Source organism: Mucilaginibacter sp. OK268 (assembly GCF_900103125.1).
Classification (GTDB): Bacteria; Bacteroidota; Bacteroidia; order Sphingobacteriales; family Sphingobacteriaceae; genus Mucilaginibacter.
In genome coordinates this window covers 78889-97622 of the sequence record NZ_FNJV01000012.1, presented here as the reverse complement: position 1 = coordinate 97622, position 18734 = coordinate 78889, and the positions used below count along the sequence as shown (strand labels likewise).

General features: G+C 41.3%; 17 protein-coding genes. 13 read left to right on the top strand and 4 right to left on the bottom strand.

From position 1 onward, the window contains the following. The first annotated feature begins 35 nt into the window (after positions 1-35). Both BLR84_RS27040 and bla read left to right on the top strand, forming a co-directional pair. Positions 36-1334: a leucine-rich repeat-containing protein kinase family protein gene (locus BLR84_RS27040; protein WP_090473475.1), complete on the top strand. Its 1299-nt coding sequence runs from the start codon at positions 36-38 to the stop codon at positions 1332-1334. A gap of 80 nt (positions 1335-1414) precedes the next feature. Then, positions 1415-2293: a subclass B3 metallo-beta-lactamase gene (gene bla / locus BLR84_RS27035; protein WP_090473382.1), complete on the top strand. Its 879-nt coding sequence runs from the start codon at positions 1415-1417 to the stop codon at positions 2291-2293. Between the two features lie 302 nt (positions 2294-2595). Here the strand turns inward: bla and BLR84_RS27030 are convergent, their stop codons facing one another. Both BLR84_RS27030 and BLR84_RS27025 read right to left on the bottom strand, forming a co-directional pair. Further along, a complete protein-coding gene (locus BLR84_RS27030; RefSeq protein ID WP_090473381.1) occupies positions 2596-3735 on the bottom strand; it encodes a hypothetical protein in 1140 nt (379 codons plus the stop codon). 34 nt (positions 3736-3769) lie between these two features. Continuing rightward, positions 3770-4663, bottom strand: coding sequence for a TssN family type VI secretion system protein (locus BLR84_RS27025; RefSeq protein WP_090473380.1), 894 nt, complete (start codon positions 4661-4663; stop codon positions 3770-3772). 116 nt (positions 4664-4779) lie between these two features. Here BLR84_RS27025 and BLR84_RS27020 point away from each other — a divergent pair, with 116 nt between their 5' ends. Further along, entirely contained in the window at positions 4780-5715 is a 936-nt protein-coding gene (locus BLR84_RS27020) for a type VI secretion system baseplate subunit TssG (RefSeq protein WP_090473379.1), read from the top strand. A gap of 8 nt (positions 5716-5723) precedes the next feature. On the opposite strand, the gene BLR84_RS27015 is transcribed toward BLR84_RS27020, so the two are convergent. Next, complete coding sequence (locus BLR84_RS27015; protein ID WP_090473378.1) at positions 5724-7577, bottom strand: type VI secretion system baseplate subunit TssF; 1854 nt, start codon at positions 7575-7577, stop codon at positions 5724-5726. 10 nt (positions 7578-7587) lie between these two features. Then, positions 7588-8022: a GPW/gp25 family protein gene (locus BLR84_RS27010; protein ID WP_090473377.1), complete on the bottom strand. Its 435-nt coding sequence runs from the start codon at positions 8020-8022 to the stop codon at positions 7588-7590. A gap of 199 nt (positions 8023-8221) precedes the next feature. Between BLR84_RS27010 and BLR84_RS27005 the strand changes: the two genes are divergently transcribed. The 10 genes from BLR84_RS27005 (at position 8222) to tssD (BLR84_RS26960) (ending at position 18725) form a co-directional block, all read left to right on the top strand. Then, the gene (locus tag BLR84_RS27005) at positions 8222-8743 is read left to right on the top strand and encodes a hypothetical protein (RefSeq protein ID WP_090473376.1); all 522 of its coding nucleotides are present in this window, start codon (positions 8222-8224) and stop codon (positions 8741-8743) included. A gap of 5 nt (positions 8744-8748) precedes the next feature. Continuing rightward, on the top strand, positions 8749-9237 hold the full coding sequence (locus BLR84_RS27000) for a type VI secretion system transmembrane protein TssO (protein ID WP_176852167.1): 489 nt from the start codon (positions 8749-8751) through the stop codon (positions 9235-9237). Between the two features lie 45 nt (positions 9238-9282). Continuing rightward, complete coding sequence (locus BLR84_RS26995) at positions 9283-10242, top strand: PKD domain-containing protein (RefSeq protein ID WP_090473374.1); 960 nt, start codon at positions 9283-9285, stop codon at positions 10240-10242. Between the two features lie 13 nt (positions 10243-10255). Further along, the gene (gene tssR / locus BLR84_RS26990; RefSeq protein ID WP_255367055.1) at positions 10256-12646 is read left to right on the top strand and encodes a type VI secretion system protein TssR domain-containing protein; all 2391 of its coding nucleotides are present in this window, start codon (positions 10256-10258) and stop codon (positions 12644-12646) included. A gap of 1 nt (position 12647) precedes the next feature. After that, positions 12648-15128, top strand: a complete 2481-nt coding sequence (locus tag BLR84_RS26985) for an ATP-dependent Clp protease ATP-binding subunit (protein ID WP_090473373.1) — start codon at positions 12648-12650, stop codon at positions 15126-15128. Positions 15129-15224: 96 nt separating this feature from the next. Continuing rightward, positions 15225-15665: a type VI secretion system contractile sheath small subunit gene (locus tag BLR84_RS26980; RefSeq protein WP_090473372.1), complete on the top strand. Its 441-nt coding sequence runs from the start codon at positions 15225-15227 to the stop codon at positions 15663-15665. Positions 15666-15690: 25 nt separating this feature from the next. Next, on the top strand, positions 15691-17070 hold the full coding sequence (locus BLR84_RS26975) for a DUF5458 family protein (RefSeq protein WP_090473371.1): 1380 nt from the start codon (positions 15691-15693) through the stop codon (positions 17068-17070). A gap of 110 nt (positions 17071-17180) precedes the next feature. Continuing rightward, positions 17181-17750 (top strand): NAD(P)H-dependent oxidoreductase, encoded by a 570-nt coding sequence (locus BLR84_RS26970; protein WP_090473370.1) that lies wholly within the window; start codon positions 17181-17183, stop codon positions 17748-17750. A gap of 105 nt (positions 17751-17855) precedes the next feature. Then, positions 17856-18254: a type VI secretion system tube protein TssD gene (gene tssD, locus BLR84_RS26965; protein WP_076376521.1), complete on the top strand. Its 399-nt coding sequence runs from the start codon at positions 17856-17858 to the stop codon at positions 18252-18254. A 78-nt stretch (positions 18255-18332) separates the two neighbouring features. Continuing rightward, positions 18333-18725, top strand: a complete 393-nt coding sequence (gene tssD, locus BLR84_RS26960) for a type VI secretion system tube protein TssD (RefSeq protein WP_090473369.1) — start codon at positions 18333-18335, stop codon at positions 18723-18725. Positions 18726-18734: the final 9 nt, after the last annotated feature.

The window sequence follows — 18734 nt, the reverse complement described above, 5'->3', positions numbered from 1 at the left end:
TAATGATTGCTGCCGGGTACCTGACCCTTGTATACATGATGCAAACACTTGAACAACTACAAAACGGAGAACTTAAAGGCACGGTTTCATTAAAGCTTGCCGAAGGACTTTCGCACTTCCCGCAGGAGATATTTGAACTGGCAGATACACTGGAGAAACTTGATCTTTCGGGTAATAACTTAAGTGAATTACCCGCGGATTTTGGTCGGTTAAAAAAGCTGAGGATCTTATTTTGCTCAGAAAATTTGTTTACCGTTTTGCCCGAAGTATTGGCTGATTGCCCCTTGCTGGATATTGTAGGTTTTAAATCAAACAGGATAGAAAAAATACCCGCTAAAGCGCTTAATCCTCACATTCGCTGGCTGATACTGACAAACAACAGGGTAGCAGAACTACCCGCTCAAATAGGTAATTGCGCGCGTATGCAAAAGCTGATGCTTGCCGGTAACAGGTTAAAGGAGTTGCCTGTCGAGTTGGGCAATTGCAGCCATTTATCGCTTTTACGTATCTCTGCCAATCGGTTAAGTTGGCTTCCGCAATGGCTGTTAAGCATGCCTAAACTTTCCTGGCTGGCATTTTCCGGCAATTTATTTAACATAAAGCCCGCGATAGCCGCCATCCCCTTTATTGATCATCGGGAATTGGAGGTGAGTCACCGGCTTGGCGAAGGCGCATCGGGCATTATATCCAAAGCCAGGTGGCGGAGCAATGATGAAGAAAGGGAAGTGGCTGTCAAGATATTTAAAGGCGCGGTTACCAGTGATGGGCTCCCTGAAGACGAAATGCTCACTTATATTGCCGCAGGCGGTCACTACGGACTTGTAAAACTACTCGGACAGATATTGGCACATCCCGAAGGAAAAGAGGGTTTAGTGATGGAGCTGATACCGGAACGTTTTGTTAATTTGGGTAACCCGCCCAGCCTGGCTAGTTGTACCCGTGATGTTTTTAAAGGGGGCATGAGCCTTTCTGCACAACAGGTAATAAAAATTGCCTCAACCATAGCATCTGTAGCAGCGCAATTGCATAGTAATGGGGTTATGCATGGCGACCTGTATGCTCATAATACATTAATAGATGAGGAGGGAAACACTCTGTTTGGTGATTTTGGCGCGGCCGGTTTTTATGACAAGTCTGATACCGGAGTGGCCGATGCACTGGAACGGATTGAAGTAAGCGCCTATGGCCATTTACTGGATGACCTGCTACGTTTATGTAAAGAGGCCAATACAGATGAGGCTTTATTGAAATTAGCAGCCTTAAGAGACCGCTGTACAAGTCAGCTTGTATCTGCCCGCCCGGGCTTTCAGTATTTAGTGGACGAATTGGTTTAAGTCATTTGATGGAATTTATACGGATCTGAATATCTCTGTATTTATGACAACGTGTATATTTAGCGCTCATTTACCCGTATATGCCTGTACAAAAACGTAAGATAGTAGCATTATTAACCGGCTTGGTATGCCTGAGTTTTGGGGTGTTTGCTCAAAAAGTAATTCAGCCTGCAAACACCAATCCCGACTGGTCAAGGCCCTATCCTCCGTTTCAAATCGCAGGTAATCTTTATTATGTGGGTACTTATGATCTGGCTTGCTACTTTATTGCCACGCCCCAAGGCAATATACTCATCAATACAGGATTGGCAGAGTCGGCACCCCTCATCAAAACCAATATGGAAACATTGGGTTTTAAGTTTAAGGATATCAAGATCCTTTTAACCACCCAGGCACATTTTGATCATATGGGGGCAATGGCAGCAATAAAAAAAATGACCGGCGCTAAAATGATGGTGGATGCTGGCGATGTAGGAGTAGTAACAGATGGCGGCCGTTCGGATTACTCAGTAGGGGGCAACACAAGTACTTATGCACCGGTACAAATTGACCGGATATTACACAACGGCGATATCATAAAGTTAGGTGGCATGCGCTTGACTATGCTTCATCACCCGGGGCATACTAAAGGCTCTTGCAGCTTTTTATTTGATGTAAAAGATCAAAAACGATCTTACCGGGTATTGATAGCTAACATGCCTACCATAGTTACAGATAAAAGCTTCTCGGATATCCCAGCCTATCCTAATATTGCCCGGGATTACGCTTATACGTTAGCTGCCATGAAAAAATTATCTTTTGATATTTGGCTGACATCACATGCCAGTCAGTTTGAGCTCCAGCGCAAACACAAGCCCGGATCTGGTTATAACCCCGACGCCTTTATAGACAAGAAAGGATACGACGCGCAAATCAACGATCTGCAGGATCAGTTTTTGAAGAAAATAAAAGGCAAATAACATTAAGAGGAATAATATCGAATAATGAATTTTGAATTTCCAACATCGAAATCATTATTCAGAGTTTCTTCTCACACTTCCACTTTGTCCCTTGCTGTTCGTTTAAAATGACATGGAGGGGGCCTAAACTTGACAAAATAGTGGGTTTACATTATTTTACGGTAATTTAATATAATTATCTGAATATCAATTAAATAGGACAATGTTAACCATGAAAAGTGTAAACCATGTAAACCCACTTTTATAACAAAATAGCCCGCCTGTTCTGGGGGGCTATTGATATTAGTTGATCATTCGCCCGCTTAATCCAATAGAGTCCAGGTGCGTTTGGACTGTACCGTTTGTATCACTTGCTGTTCGGCTACTACAATGTTCTCTTTACGCTGCCCAATGTATTCCAGGGAGCTTAATTTATTCCATAAGGCCACTATTACGCGCAGGAACTCATCAACAGTTACCATAGATGAACTGATATCATGATGATTGTAAACAATCTCTATGAGGCGGGCAAGCAGCTCCTCAAAGTTGCCGGGAGTAACATCCTTCCATTCATAAAAATATTTAAGCAGCTCTTCGCGTTCGGCGCCAGGTATGCTTTTTACGGTACTGAAAAATATATGCGCCATTTCCGAAAAGCAAGACACCATGTATATCGGTGGCTGCTGGTGCACCATGTTACGGTAAGAGAAATAGATACGGGCAATATACTCCAGCATCTTTTCGCACAATATTTTTACGTTTTTACCAATGGTTGAAACAGATTCCTTAGAAGTTATCTTATCCAGGATACGGAACGAGAGCAGTTGCAGATTATTCAGCTGATTACTGAAGCCTTCATAATATTTAACCAGTTCCGGGTGGCTCAGTACCGAGGTGCAGGGAGGTATGAAACTGATATCTGTTTGCAGGTTATTACCATTTTTAATGAATTTGCCTACCTCCAGAAAATGGGAGCTTCGGGTGTTTATCTGCGATGCTGGTATTATAGTGATATTGTATTGTTTATCAACCTCGGGATATCTTAAAGGGATCTCCTCCGGGTCAGGATTGCCAATAGCCACGCGCTCAAACGGATTAACGGTAAGCAGCACATAGTATGTTTCTGAATTTTCTGTTGCGTTATCCTGGCCAAAGTAATGGGTAAACAATAGCTCAGGACCAGTTCGGGATATATCAATGCGATGACCTTCGGCTGTAACCGCATTGCAATGATTTATTTTGATCTGTACCTGGTTCGAAGCCCTTTCTGTGATCTGTATGTCCAGTGCTACAGATTCGTTGACAACAGGGGGCAATAAACCAAAGTTATGATTATTGAGACGCAGGGAATTAGAATCCCTCACTATATCATGTATAAAATTATCTGTACTGATAAAATGATCGCTGGAAATTTTCATTCCATCTATCCAGTTCACGGGCTTGTTTTTTAACGGACTAAGCATATCATGTTTTTAGTATGTAGATGTTATTATAATATTACAAGTAAACCGCCTGATCGCCGGTGCGTTCGGGCTCGCTTACAATTTCAGAAACACGTTTAGCATATATTGTGTTTGCTTCAGTGATCTTATTCTCCACAATATTGAGGTCGGGATCAATAAATCGCCGCTGTTTCCAAAAGGATGGTTTAACATAAAATATCCATTTATAGCTGTCGGTTTTATTGCTTTTGTAGCCCACAGGCGCATTCGGGAATTTTAAATTATAATCATCAATAAATTTCTGGAACCATTGACCAAAGTTCATATTTGGTGGCGCCTTGGCCTTAACCTTCAAGGGTTCGGGATCATCCGTATTTTTGTACAGATCAAGCTCCAGCACCATCAGTTTATCAAAATTGAGATGCTCCATACTGATATCCTCGGGAGTACGGGGATACTGCCATACTTTGTATATCTCCAGTGGGATGCTCATAAACGCAATATATGCCCACCAGAAAATAGGTGGCAGCAAAAATATGAACACACTGGTGGCAGCCCACAAACCATATTGCAGGTCGTTTAGCCAATCAAAACCCAGTTTAAAAAGGTATATACCTAACAAGCAGGATATCAGCGTGCAAAAAATAAAGAAGCCCTTTTTGTGCAATAGCTCATTTTCGTGATATTTACCCGCTAGCCATACATAAACAGAGCCCAAGGCTAAGTAAGTGAGCTGGCAAAACAGGTAACCCCAGGGCATAAACTGCAGATCGAGAAAGCCCAGCAAGCCAGGTATCCCTAAAATCACAGCAGTTAGCAGAATAATAACAATAAGGCGTTTGTTGCTTAAGAGCTTATTCTTTTTGTTGATTATTGTCATGATTGCCGCAGCAATCACGAAAATGAGCGGGAAGATAAGATAACGTATAAAAAATGATTTAACGTCCATGATATAATTGTATGTTCAGGTCAGTAACAGACTCAAAAAATAAATTTGATATAAGTCTAATCAATTACCAATAATTGTGGTTATTGTTTTAAATATTATTGGTAAAAATATTGAAAATGAAGATCAAAAACCCTAATCTTATTGATACAGATTTCAAAGCAACGGTTATTGCTGCAGAAATTGTTGAGAATGAATTGGTTGCCGCCGATGATATTGTGATATTGCCGGTAGGCCCTCAGCAGCGCGCATTTGCAAAAGAAATTGCCGGCATTGCCGAGAGTCAAACCGATATCACTAACAAAAAGATACTCCAGGTTCAGGTAAACCGCGATGGCTTGTATGACATGTTGCCCGAAGGGTTGTTTCATAAACCCCCGGCTTCGAGTTTGATGATCACCGAGGAGGAGATGATTAAGGATATTGTTGACAGGAGGGACGAGGAGAAACAAACACGTCGCTTTTTCGCGCCATTTGAAGCGGAGGTCAATCACCTGAAAATGATCCTGGAGCTTTATGAGAACCGCCTCGACAAGAAAAATGAATATGACGATCTGATCAACATATTTTTAAAGGAATGGAAAGAGTTTAGTTGCTTCACCAATAAGCAAATGCTTATTTTAATACATGTTTTACCAGTTATACATGAGCAGCGCAATAACCTTGCTTTTATAGGCAAAATATTAACCATGCTGTTTAAAACGCCCATGTCGCTCAGTTATAAACTTACTGGCAGGCCAGGCAAAAAGGATCTGGCAGGTATGCAGACTTCACTAGGCGCCGCAGCTCTGGGAATAGATTTTATAGCGGGGCAATTAATTGAGCCCGAGGAAGAACTCCATGTTGCCATTGGGCCGCTGAATGCTTCAAAAATGATTGATTTTTTACCCGGGGAACGATCCGCCATTTGTATTGATGTGTTATTATCATACTTTATACCGATGCAAACCGGGGTGAAGATTAATTTGCTGGCTGCGCCTGCTTCCAAAAAAATAATAATCGGAATACAACAGGATAATGCGAGGCTTGGTTACACCACTTATCTGGGTAATTAGCGCTGATCCTAATTTTCAATAAAAAGCCGGTAATTATAATTGATGATACTCCGCGATTCCAGTTTTGACTGAAGCAGACTAAGCAAGGTATCCCATTCGTTTGTTGATAGCTTACTTTCTTCATGGGGTTTAAGGTAAATATCCATGGTTTTCTTAAAGCCTTCTTTTGGATTAGGAGAAATACTCACGCCTTTACTGATGCGGATACTTTTTAATTTGGCGCCCAGTTCATATTGGCAAAAACTGGTCAAATCGGCCTGGGTAACAATTCTGTCCTTGGTGGTAAGGCCGTATTTGTAAGCCTGAATGCGTTCGGCAGCGCCGAGGCTATTCCGGCCACCTATAGAGGTGGTCATCAGGCGTAAATTATCTGCTTTTAGCTTCGTCGTTTCAAACTGCTGTAATCGGGAGCCCTTTCTGATATTATTGGCGGTATCTGCAAGGGTGGTCCAAAACTGGAGATATAGCATACTGGCCTTATTAGCCGGTTTTAAAATAAGGTAATTGATCAACTCGTGATTGTCTTTTGCCTGGTTAGATTTTTTTTCAATGAGCGAAATATTTTGCTCGAGTGTTTTTAATGTTGAGTTTAAAAAGTCGTTTCCGTAGGCGGCAAAGGCAGCCTTTTCATCCCTGAGCAGCTCAAAAAGATACTCGATGATCTGCTGCGCATTCCGGGAGTCAAAACGTTCGGCTCCACCGTTCCTGACAGAGTAGCTTCCTTCGAAATTTTGATCAGCCTGGCTGTAAGGGATCTCATTATAGTGAATGTCCAGATCGTCATGCAGGTCTTGAACAGATAAAAAATGATCATAGGCTGAAGGCTTGATGGGGATAATGTTATTCATCTCCTTTATCCTGAATTTCTGTTCATGCAGCTTACGGCTCATCACCGGGAAACAGTTGAGGTGTAGTTGTAGCTCGCTGATCACATCGGGCCTGATCACTGCCGGGAAAACCATTTTTATCCATACACAAGGCTTAAGCCGTTTCAAATCGGTAGGCTCAAACCAGGTTTCAAACGATAAAGGGTAGCTTTTCTTAAGTGGGTCAAGATCATTTAAGCTATCATCTGTAAGCGATATAAAACGATTTTGGTAGTATGACTTTACATCCCGGGTAATTAAGTTGATAATGTTTTGATCATAAAATACCGGTTTGTTTTCATTCGCTTCTTCCTCTTCATATATTAATCCACTTGTTGTATGCAGCTCCTGCTCATCAGTATAGAAACGGGTAACAGACAATAGATTATAAAAATCGTTATTGGTAGTATAGCCTGGCCATTCAAAATACAGCCCGGCATCCTGGAGCGTGTTAAGCTTAGGGTCAGTTTCAATGCCCACCCACAAGGTATTGTTTTCGATAAAAGTTTGTGGCAATATGCTGGAAATTAGGTTTTTTTGCATGTCTGCAGTGTGCTCCCAAAGCTGCCTGCCATTAAACGAATATTTAATTTCAGCTTTAAAAACTTTGTTCTCGCCAATAGGCGTAAAAAAAATATCTAAAGGCTCCGGCGCTGTTTTGCCAACGTCGGGCGAAGCCGCTTTTTTATAAAAAAAATGATTTTTGATACTCAAGGTCTCCCTGGTTTCAACCGGGATACCTTTGAGCAGGGCATGGGCCGGGAGCGGAGCCGTGAGATAATCAGAAGCGAGTATCCGGGATATTTTATTTAATACCCGGTTTTCCAGGTTTTTAACATCATTGGAAAGATTGAACAATTCGGAGCTGAGGGCTTCGATCAGTAATTTAACCAGCGGATCAATGTCATTAACATTCGTAGTGTTCCAGAAATCCATCGCGTTCCGGAGCATCCTGCCCTTTATTTCTTCTTTCGATGTGAAAAATAATTTGCTCATGTTTAGGTTTTTATGCGGATAAAGGACTCAAAAACAATGATGTGGTAAAAGTGTAATGCTCGCCGGTTTTATTGAGCTTCCCTTTTATAATGATCTCCACCCGTTTCTTTATTTCACTTACATTTCTTAGGGGATAAAATTTATTGATCTCGCTGATGTGCACATCTATATCAATATCATAGATCCTTTTTTCGAACTTTTTGATGGATCGGAGGAGCGATTGCCGGAGTTTTTCTTCCCAGATAGTTTCACTCTGAATAAGCTCAAAATCCATATCCCATATCTCGCAGCCAAACTCGGGATTATAACGATGTTCGCCATATCTGGTAAAGATGATCAACTCTATATATTGTGAAATGGAACCTCCCAGATCCTGCGTTTGCATATCTCGTCCCAGACCAATGTCTTCGAATCTTAACGGCTTGAAATATAGAGGATTGGGCATATTAAATATTTAATTTATAAGTAAGCGGTAAAAAAAGTCATTTTTTCATAAACATTTCTTTTGTAAAATAGTTGTAGAAATGTTTTAAAGGTTAACAATATATTCATTACGCCCTTTATTTTGAGTAATTTATATTGATAATTAATCATTTTAATTTTAAATTATTATAGCCGCTTAACAATAATATTACAAATATTTAATGAAGCCCGTAAATATAAACGACCTAAATCGCGCCTACAGGATTTTTATCATATACCTGGCCGGGCTTCTGGCATTTTCTGTTGTAACGGTTTATTTCTTTTTTTTAACCTCAAGCCGCGAAATGGTACTGTTGAATGCCAAAGTGAAAGAAACAGATCAGTTAGTAGCTATTCGTAATGATATCAACAATAGTTTCGAGCTCATCCTGATGCGGATGCAACAACTATCGCAATATTCAAAAATGAATTCTGAGGAGCTGAACAATCAAAATATCCTGCTTAATGATATTCAGGAGGGTAATCAACATATTCTTGATAAGCTCCAGAGCAATCCTTATCCGCTAAAAAGTTTCGATTTGTACAAAAAATTAAGCAACCATATTGCCACTATAGCCAATGTTAAAGATTCATTATTTACCACCCGTTTCCAGATAGAAAGTCTTCGTACGCAATTGGAGTCGTGTAATAAAGTAAATAAATCAGCCGTCAGCAAGCTTAGTGGCCGGTTTTCACATTACTAAATGATATGCTAAAGTTCAATTTAAAAGAGCGAAGAGAAAAGTTCCTTTTGTTTTTAGGAATGTTTCTGATAACATCATCCATACTGTGTACCGCCATATTTTATAATTATGACGATGGTGCAACCATATCCAAAGATGAGTTCTCCAAACGGATAGCTGACGAGGAGGAGTTTGAAACTCTGGTTACACAGGCTATACCCACTGTTGATACCACCTACACTCATATTGTAAAGTTTAACCCTAATGTACAGGCACTTTTTCTGGAGAACGATATCAGAAATTCCATCGGTGCTATACGTTCGTATTATAACCGCCGCCCTTATGACAGCCGGTATAAATGTTTTATTCATGCGTCAAAACTGTTCGAAAACCTGTTTTATGATAAGCGCGAACTCACCGGCAATTACAGCGACATAAACCGGCTCAGTAAACTGTTGGATGATTGTAAACTATCAACCCGGCAATTGCAGCAAAGCCTTGGCTCCAGCCGATAAATGCAAAACATCACATCACTATAAAAAACATAAACCTCTAAACCAATGAAAGACGATTACAACAGCGGCAGACCCGTGGATACCAACAGGCAAACCTATGCCTTTTTGTATATTATGGTTGGTATACTCATTATTGCCGCACTGATCTTTTTATTTAAAAGTTCATTATTTGATAAAAGAACCGTTAATGCCAAGTTGTTAAAAGACGAGATATTTTTGAACGAAAACCTGGTGTATTCTGATAATACCACTAATGCCAAAAGTTGGGTATGGGAGTTCGGTAATGGCGATAAATCAAACGTTCAAAACGGGAGCTATAAATTTAAACGCCCGGGCGATTACATTGTGCGGATTACTGTTGATGGAGCCTTAAAGCAGCAGTTTCCGGTAAGTGTTAAAGATACCATCGCGCAAGCTGTTGATACCCTGATGACTATTAATGGCCCTACCCAAGGTATAGTTAATGAGCAGATCAGGCTGGAAGCACAAGGCAATGCCCGGATATACGAATGGTCATTCGGCGAAACCGGCAGGGTTGACGTTAAGGGAGCTACCGCTTTATACACCTATCATAACCCCGGAACCTATTTTATAAAACTCAGTACCGATAAAAGCAAGCACCCTATTTATCACCGCATGCTGATATCAAACCCCGATTCAACAGTTAATGCTATTGTAACACCCGGCGAGGGCGAACGCAAAGTGGTTGACGATATCAGGGCTCATTTACAAGCCATAGCCAACGGCGCCGATTTTAATACCAATTACTATTACCTCGTCAACAAATATTTCTGCGGCGATGAAAAGGTGACCGTTAACCTGGAAACCAATGGCGATAGTAAACAAACCGACTTTTACTCGTATTGCATGCGCCTTACTTTTGGCGGAGGTATCAATATTGACGAAGCCCAGGTAACCTTGAAAGCCAAATCAAGCTGCTCCAGCATGCTTACTGTCAAACAGCATTCATCTACCTCGAATGCAGCTCCAAGACGGGCCAAATAATTAACCATTATCAATGAACCTAATATATGCACATACCAAAATGAAAAATATTCTAATAATGTTACTGCTGTTTTCCTGTTTTTCAGTGAACGCGCAGTCGCCGGTTTCCATCAGTAAGAAAGTAGTGACGCTGCCCGCTGCATTTGAAAAACCGAATGAAAATACCAATGTCTATAACAGTGATGATAAAACCAGTTTACCATGGATAGTTTTCTCTGATCGAGACGAGAATTATACCTATACCTCGCCAGGAGGTACCCTGGTCATGAAAAAATTAAAGTTCATGGATCCTTTTTATGTAAGCGAAGAACGGAACGGTTATATAAAATTGATCAAATATCAGCCAGGAATGGTACAGGGCCGCAAGCTCACCAATAAAAAATCGAGCCAGAGCTATGGCTGGATCAGTAAATCAAAAGTTTTACTGTGGCAGTCGGCATTCATTAATCAGGGTAGCTATCCAAGTAAATACATAGCGGTTATCAGCGGTAAGAACCCAATGTTGATGCCCGACTTTTATTATGATAAAACAGATTCATTATATGTATTCACCTCACCAGAGCTGGAGCGTAAAAAAACAAAGCTTGCGTTAAATAACATCGTATATGTATTTAAAAAATCGGATGATGGTAAAAAAATGCTAGTGGGGTCTGAAGGACAATTGGTAGCTGACAGCGCTGCCCGTAGTGTTTATGGATGGGTAGCAGCCGATGCCTTACACAACTGGGGTAACCGTTTATACATTGGCTCAGCTAAAAATACTATGGATGGCGACGATTCAGCCGCGACAGCTATTAATCAGGCCATATTGGTATCAGCTCCGCCAGCCACAAGCACCTACTTTAAATTTGATCCGCTGATAAGCCAGGATGAGCCTGTATTGCGAAGCATACCGGTAATTACAGGGAATGCACTAAGCGCTAATGATAAGTTAGGAATAGGGCTGGCAACGGATGTGTATGATAAATCAAACAATAGTATTCTAAATGTTAAAGGCGGTCATCTTAAATACCTGGATTATCTGAGCATACGTAAAAACATCCATCACATTAATGTTGTTTTTGTGGTTGATGGTGGCAGCACTATGCGTAGTTACTTCTCGGGAATAACCAGCACTATACAATCATTTGAAAACATATTTAATGCCCATGCAAAAGGCAATCAAATGATGTACGGAGGCGTAGTATACCGGAACGCGCAGGATTGCCCATCCGGTGGTATCAATAAAATGAACTTTTCGGCAGATTATCGGGAGCTTGTAAAATATTTTGATAAACAGGCATCTGTAACAAATGCTTGTGGAACTACCCTGCAAAATCAGCCCGTATTTGAAGGAATAAATACGGCCCTGACGCTATTTAAAGGCCATACCAACGAAACTAACCTGATAGTACTGATAGGCACCACCGGATCGGCCGATTATAATGCTGATGATATAGCCAATGAAGCTGACCAGGTAGCTGCTGCTGATGCCCGCTTACTGGCCATACAGGTATTCAGTGATTATAATCCTATCTATAATGACTTTGTGATACAGGCAAGGCGAATTGTTTCGCAATCAGCTGTAAAACTGGCCGATCTTAAAAAACAACGCATGATCACGGGCGAAGGTTTGAGCAACATACAGCAGTTCAATACTTCACTTTCAGATTCGATTTCGTTTTATCTGGATTACCCCAAAAACAGTATGATACAGGGCGCTGTGGTTTTCCCGCCAAAGGGTGTTGTAAAAACCAACCAGGCCATGCGCTTATCAGTCGACCGTTTGATGCGGGAGACAGATTATGACATTAATACCCAGGTGCATGCGTTGGATAGTGCTTTCAGGCTCACCGGGCGAGAAAATCGTTATGTGCAACCAGGGGTAATTGCACAGGTAAGCCCGGTAGCTAATGATCTGGGCAATAACATGCCTCATAATGCCTTTAAGTATTTTATTAATGCGCAGCTACCGGCAAATGTGGTGAGCCAACATCCGGGGCAATTGCAATACCTGTTGATATTAAACGAACAGGAGTATAACCAGCTAACCGATATTCTGTCATTAATGATAGGTGAAAACCTGCAGCAGGATGCTTCTGATTATCGTAAAAAATTGTTCAGAAACTACGTTGATATCCTCCGGAAACGATTAAATCAAAAGATATCAAGAGGTGACGTTAAAAGTATGTCATTGGGTACCTACTTTAAAACGGTTACCGGTTTGCCTTTGCCGGGTAAAAATGCTTTCCAGAATACCAAAGTGGGCGATTTAAGAGGTGACATGCCTCAGGCACAGTTTGAGGGATACATTAAATTTTTAGTGCATAGCAGCGAACAGGTTAAGCGTTCGGTGTTGGTTAACCAGCATTTTACGTCAAACGGCAAAACTTATTTTTATATAACCCAGGCCAACCTGCAATAGGATGAATGTAGTTAATCTCAGCGAATCAGTAAAAACAGCCATTAGGGTGGCGCAATCTCTTGCGAAAGAGTATCATCATAAGGAGTTTGGCCCGGCACACCTGTTAAAAGGTATAATGCACCAGGAGGTGGGCTTGCGCGGAATGCTGCAATCTTTGGGTAAAGATGCTGCTTACGTGCAGGATTGGGCCGATGTGCGGATAGAAGAATATGCGCCGGCTATTACTGTACCCGACGAAATGCTGGGAAATAATGCCGTTAGGCAGGTATTTGAAGAGGCCGATAACGTGCGTATTAAGCTTGGGGTTGATCTGATAACCCCGGTTTGTGTGCTTATTGCATTGGTTAAACCAAATGTGGGTTTTGATGTAAATCAGCTTAAATCGTTCCCGGTAAAAGAAAAGGAACTGTTGGATATTTACCTGAGCAATGAGGAAATACAGCAAGCGGTGCAAACAAGCGGGAATGATGACAGCGGCGGGCATACGCCAAAAAAGTCAAACAGTGCTTTGCTGAAATATTGTATCGACCGTACCGAGCTGGCCCGTCGTGATAAGATTGACCCCATTATTGGCCGAGAGCGGGAAACCCGTATGGTAATGGAAATATTAAGCCGCCGTACAAAACCCAATGTGATGATAACCGGTGATGCCGGGGTGGGTAAAACGGCCCTGGTGGATGGTTTTGCTTTGGATATTGTAAATAACCAGGTACCCGATTCATTAAAGAATGTACAGTTGTATGAGTTGGATCTGGGCTCATTAATAGCCGGGGCCTCTTATAAAGGCGAGATCGAGGATAGGCTCAAAAATATTCTGCGGGAGTTAAAGCAGTTGGACAAAGCTATCCTGTTTATTGACGAGATACATACACTATTAGACAATAAAGGGCCGATAGGTGGAGGCGTAGGCAATTTGCTGAAGCCTGAATTGGCCCGTGGCGAAATAACCGTAATAGGCGCTACTACCATTGACGAGTACCGGAAGGTTATTGAGCCCGAACAAGCTTTTAGTCGCCGGTTTGAGGTGTTGCAGGTAAATGAGCCGGATACGGCCACAGCTATAAAAATGCTGAAAAAACTGGTGCCCCGTTATGAGGCGCATCATAACCTGAAAGTTGATGATAATGCTGCTGAAGAATGTGTGCGCCTGGCACAGCGTTATCTGAAAGACAGGCGCTTGCCCGATGCCGCTTTTGATCTGCTTGACCGTACCATGGCCGCCATCCGCTTAATGAACGATACTTCGGTTACCTCCCTGGCCGAGCTGCGTACCCGTTTTGGGGAGCTTAAAAACAGCCAGGATGATCCCGAGCTGATAGCGTCCTACAAATGGTTATACTCCTTGCTTCGTAATAAGATCAGCGCCGTGTTACTGGGGCAACTGGAAGACGAAACACAGGTGGAAAGCCTGGAAACCCCAGAAGAATACAATGCTTATTTCGAACGGAATATAGGTCAGCTGGAAACTTTGGCCGGCAATAAAACCGAAATTGTGGATAAGCAGGATATCGCGGCCATTATATCCTATAAAACAGGGATCCCTTTAGGTAAGATACAAGCGCAGGAAAAAGAAAGGCTTTTAAACATGGAAGGCTTTTTAAAGAAACGCGTAGTAGGGCAGGATCAGGCGTTGAAAGCAGTATCGGATGCTATCCTGGAATCGCGGAGTGGTTTAAATAAAAAGGGGCAACCCATCGGTTCGTTCTTTTTATTGGGCCCAACCGGTACGGGTAAAACCGAACTGGCTAAATCAATTGCGGAGTTCCTGTTCAATGATGAAAAAGCCATGATCCGGTTTGATATGTCGGAGTTTAAGGAAGAGCATTCTGCAGCACTATTATACGGAGCGCCCCCGGGATACGTAGGGTACGAAGAAGGTGGCCTTCTGGTGAATAAGATCCGCCAGCAGCCTTACTCGGTAGTATTATTTGATGAGATCGAGAAAGCGCACCCCTCAGTGTTCGACATTTTTTTACAGATACTGGACGAAGGTCATATGCATGACAGGTTGGGAAAAGAAGGTGATTTTTCAAACGCGCTGATCCTGTTTACTTCTAACATTGGCAGCGAATGGGTTGCAGGTGAGATACAAAAAGGAAATATGCCCACATCATCACAATTAATGGAAGTGATGGGTAAAAATTTCCGTCCGGAGTTTCTGGCCCGCCTATCTGAAATTGTACCATTTGCGCCAATATCCGAAGAAAATGTAGTGCGGATATTCGACATTCAACTTAAAAGCCTGGTTCAGGCACTCGAAAAAATGGGCATTGGTATGCAGATCAGTGACGAAGCCAAGAGCATGTTGGCTTTGAAAGGTTTTACACCTAAATATGGCGCAAGGCAATTATCGGGCGTAATCCGTAATCAGCTCCGGAGGCCTATATCGCGATATATTATTTCCGGAGAGTTAAAAAAGGGAAATAGCGTGATCATAAGCAAAAATACAGGCACCGATGAGCTGTTATGGGATATTAAGTAACTCTTTTTGAAAGAATTAAGGCACAGCGAAAACAATTTACAAATAATTACATTATTAATATTTACAATTCTATACTTATCATTTAATTAAGAAACTATGTTTAACTACGAAATAGGAGGAAACGAGAAGAAAGTCGATACCTCAGAAGCATTTAATGATATAGCCCCTAATAAAACATTATTTATCCAAAAACTAACAGATAATGAACCGCTTAGACCCGAAAAGGTTGAAGGGTTGAAAAATGTGGAAGAGGTATTTGGACACTACAAACCCAAAGTTAATGTAGCGTTTGATAAAATAGACGGATCAAACATCAACGAAACCTTTCATTTTGACAACCTGGGCGATTTTGCTCCGAAAAGACTGGTTCAGCAAAGTAATTATCTGCGTAAGCTCAATATTCAGCGCGAAATGTATCAGAATATCATTAAGCAGTTAAAAACAAACAAAACATTAAAAACAACTCTTGATAATGCCGAAACCAAACAGGCTTTTATTGACGCGCTGAAGGGTATAGTTAAAGAGTTGGAGCAATAATACCTAAACAAATAAAAACACGATCATGGCAACACCCAACGAGCAGATACTTAATGATCAGTCATCTGGTCAGGCTTATAAACCAAAAGAAAAAGAGGAGCTATCGCTATCATCAAGTCTTGATAAACTTTCACGTGTAGGTGGTTTCGACCTGCTGGAAGCTACAATTGAAGGTTTACAGAACCTTAATCCCGAACGCAAAGCCCGCAAACAGATATTTTTAACCGACGATGAAAAGAAAACAGAGCGCGAAGAGTTAAAATTAAAGCTTAACCAGTGGATTGATGCTTTAGAAAACGGAGATTCGGTAAGTAGTATCGTCGAAAAAAGTACCGAAAACCTCAAAAGCACCGAAGAGAATTTAAATCACAATTTACTAAATACCCTGCAAGCCACACGTGAGCTTGAGCAGGCTTATCGCTCGGTTCATTTGTTTTATAAAAATACCGAGGCTGATAAATTGAAAAATGTGGTGGTGATGAATGCCTCGCTTGATCAGTTGAAAGAGCTGGACAATCCAAGGTTCATTGAATTTACCGCCAACGAGTTAAAACAAAATTACGATCGTTTGGATCTGCGTCAAAACTATTCCATACTGGTTATCCCGGGTTACCTGGGTTCCAATAAAGTAGTGGAGCGCTGGTCAAAAATAGCTTATGATAACAAGGTGATGTTAGTTACCGATTTTGCCGATCTGGAACAACCCGATGATGTGGTAGACTTATTTACCGCGGCTAATTTAACAGGCGGCGATGCCTTTAAATCAAACACCATCATGACTTGTAATTGGCTGGTAGGCCGTGGTAAGGTATCGGAAGCCGGAGAAGTGGATGATCTGTATATACCAGGCTCGGCGGCATTAGCCGGTAAAATGTACTATACATTAATGTCGCAGGTTACCGCCGGTAAAAAACACGGTGCTGTAAATGAGGTTGACGGTGTACGGTTTGATTTGAAGAAAAGCGAAATATCACACCTGGAGCGCGTAGGACTGGTGCCTATGGTTAATGAGTACGGTAAGGTAATGGCATTTTCGGCCAAAACATTATTCAATGGCGATAATATAGGTTTACAAACCTACTCTGTAGTTCGCGTATTTGATTATATCACTAAAGTATTGTTCGACTTTTTGAACCGTCGCGCTTTTGAAAACTGGAACTCCAAAACTGAGCAGGATCTTCGTTCGCAGATCGTAAAATTCCTGGATAATATTCAGGGTCCTGACAGGTTGATTGAACGTTTTAAGATAGTACGTTTTGAACGCGATGAGCAGCAGAAAGACCGCATCCATCTGGATATTAATATTACTCCATACTTCCCGGCCAAAAGCTTCGTAGTGAAGTTAGACGGCCAGAAGGGTGAGGATGCCAGCACAACCTGGGATACCGAATATAAGCAACAATAACAAACGCAAATGAGCCATTTAACACCCGTTAAATGGCTCATTTGTTTTATGTTAATTTAAGTTCGCCCTCAGCTTTATTTATTGTTAAATACTGGCTATGTTTGTAGCCAATGAGGCAGCTATTGATCATTAATGCAGACATTAATAAAGGCGAGAACACGGCCGCATTAATCGGCGCTTATAAAGATGGGGCAGAAGCCGCCCAGTGTGTCGTAAAAGAGTTGGTTATTGCCGATCTGAAGTTTAATCCCAATAAACAGTTTGCCCTGCCCAATACCGATACGGAGCCCGATCTGCTGCAATCTATCAACATGTTAAAATGGGCCACGCATATCGCTATTTTTTGCCCTGTTTATAAAGACTCCATCAATACCCGCATCAAAGGCTTTTTTGACCGCATATTTATGCCCGATCAGGTATTTATAAGTTCTGCCGGGCGTATGGATATTAACTTTAGTGGAAAAACTGCCAGAATAATATCTATACTGGATGAAGCCGCCTGGGACGACTGGCAAAAAAATCAACATCCTACCTATCTGGCTATAAAAAAAGGCATCCTCGAAAAACGCCAGATAAAGCCTGTACATACCAGCACCATAGGGCATTTATACTCCCTGCAAAACGAATACAGCAAAAAATGGCTGCAAAAATTATATTCGTTTGGGTTAAAGCTTATTTGATAAAAAAATAATATTTCCCGAAACAATAATAATTCTTATTTGTAGTTATTAAGAATACAGAAAAACTGTATTCTTTTAAATTATTAACCTTTAAAATTTATCGTTATGGCTTTCAAAGCAAGATTAAATTTTTCGGGCAAGGATTACGATGTACTTACTTGCTCGTATGCGCTTAACCGCGATGTTGATTCAAAAGGACGCCCTTCCTCTGGCGTTTATGGTGGTACGATCGATATCGAGATCGAATCAACCGAAGACACTTCCATCATCGAGTCGATGGTAAACAACCAGTACAAACCTATTGCAGGTACTTTGCTGATCAAAAAATCTGAAGAAGATGCTAAAATGAAAGAGCTTTCTTTTGAGGATGGTTACATCGTGAAGTATTCTGAGGGGATTGACATTACTGGATCCACTCCAATGAGCCTAAAGTTTGTGATCTCTGCACGCAAGCTTAAATTAGGTAGTGCCGAGCATGTAAATGACTGGCCGGGCAAAAATTAAACTAATTAATTTTTTTGACCAAATTGTGCTGGTGCTTTAGGCACCCTGTTATTTTTTTAATTTAAAATTTTTAGAACCATGGCTTTCAAAGCAAGAATTAATCTCGGATCAAAGGAATTTGATGTGCTGCAGTGCAGCTTTTCATTAAACAGGGATGTGGACGCAAAAGGCCGTCCGTCATCTGGTGTTTACGGTGGTACCATACAAGTTGAGGTTGAATCAACTGAGGATACATCGGTTATCGAATCAATGGTTAATAATCAATACAAACCGATTAACGGAACTATTACCTTTAAAAAATCAGACGAAGACGCCAAAATGAAGGAGTTGAACTTTGAAGAAGGTTACATTATCCAGTATAACGAAGGTATATCTATCATTGGAAACAATCCAATGTCATTAAGCTTTGTTATATCGGCACGCAAACTAAAAATGGGCAATGCCCAGCACGAAAACGATTGGCCTAAATAAGCCGTTGTT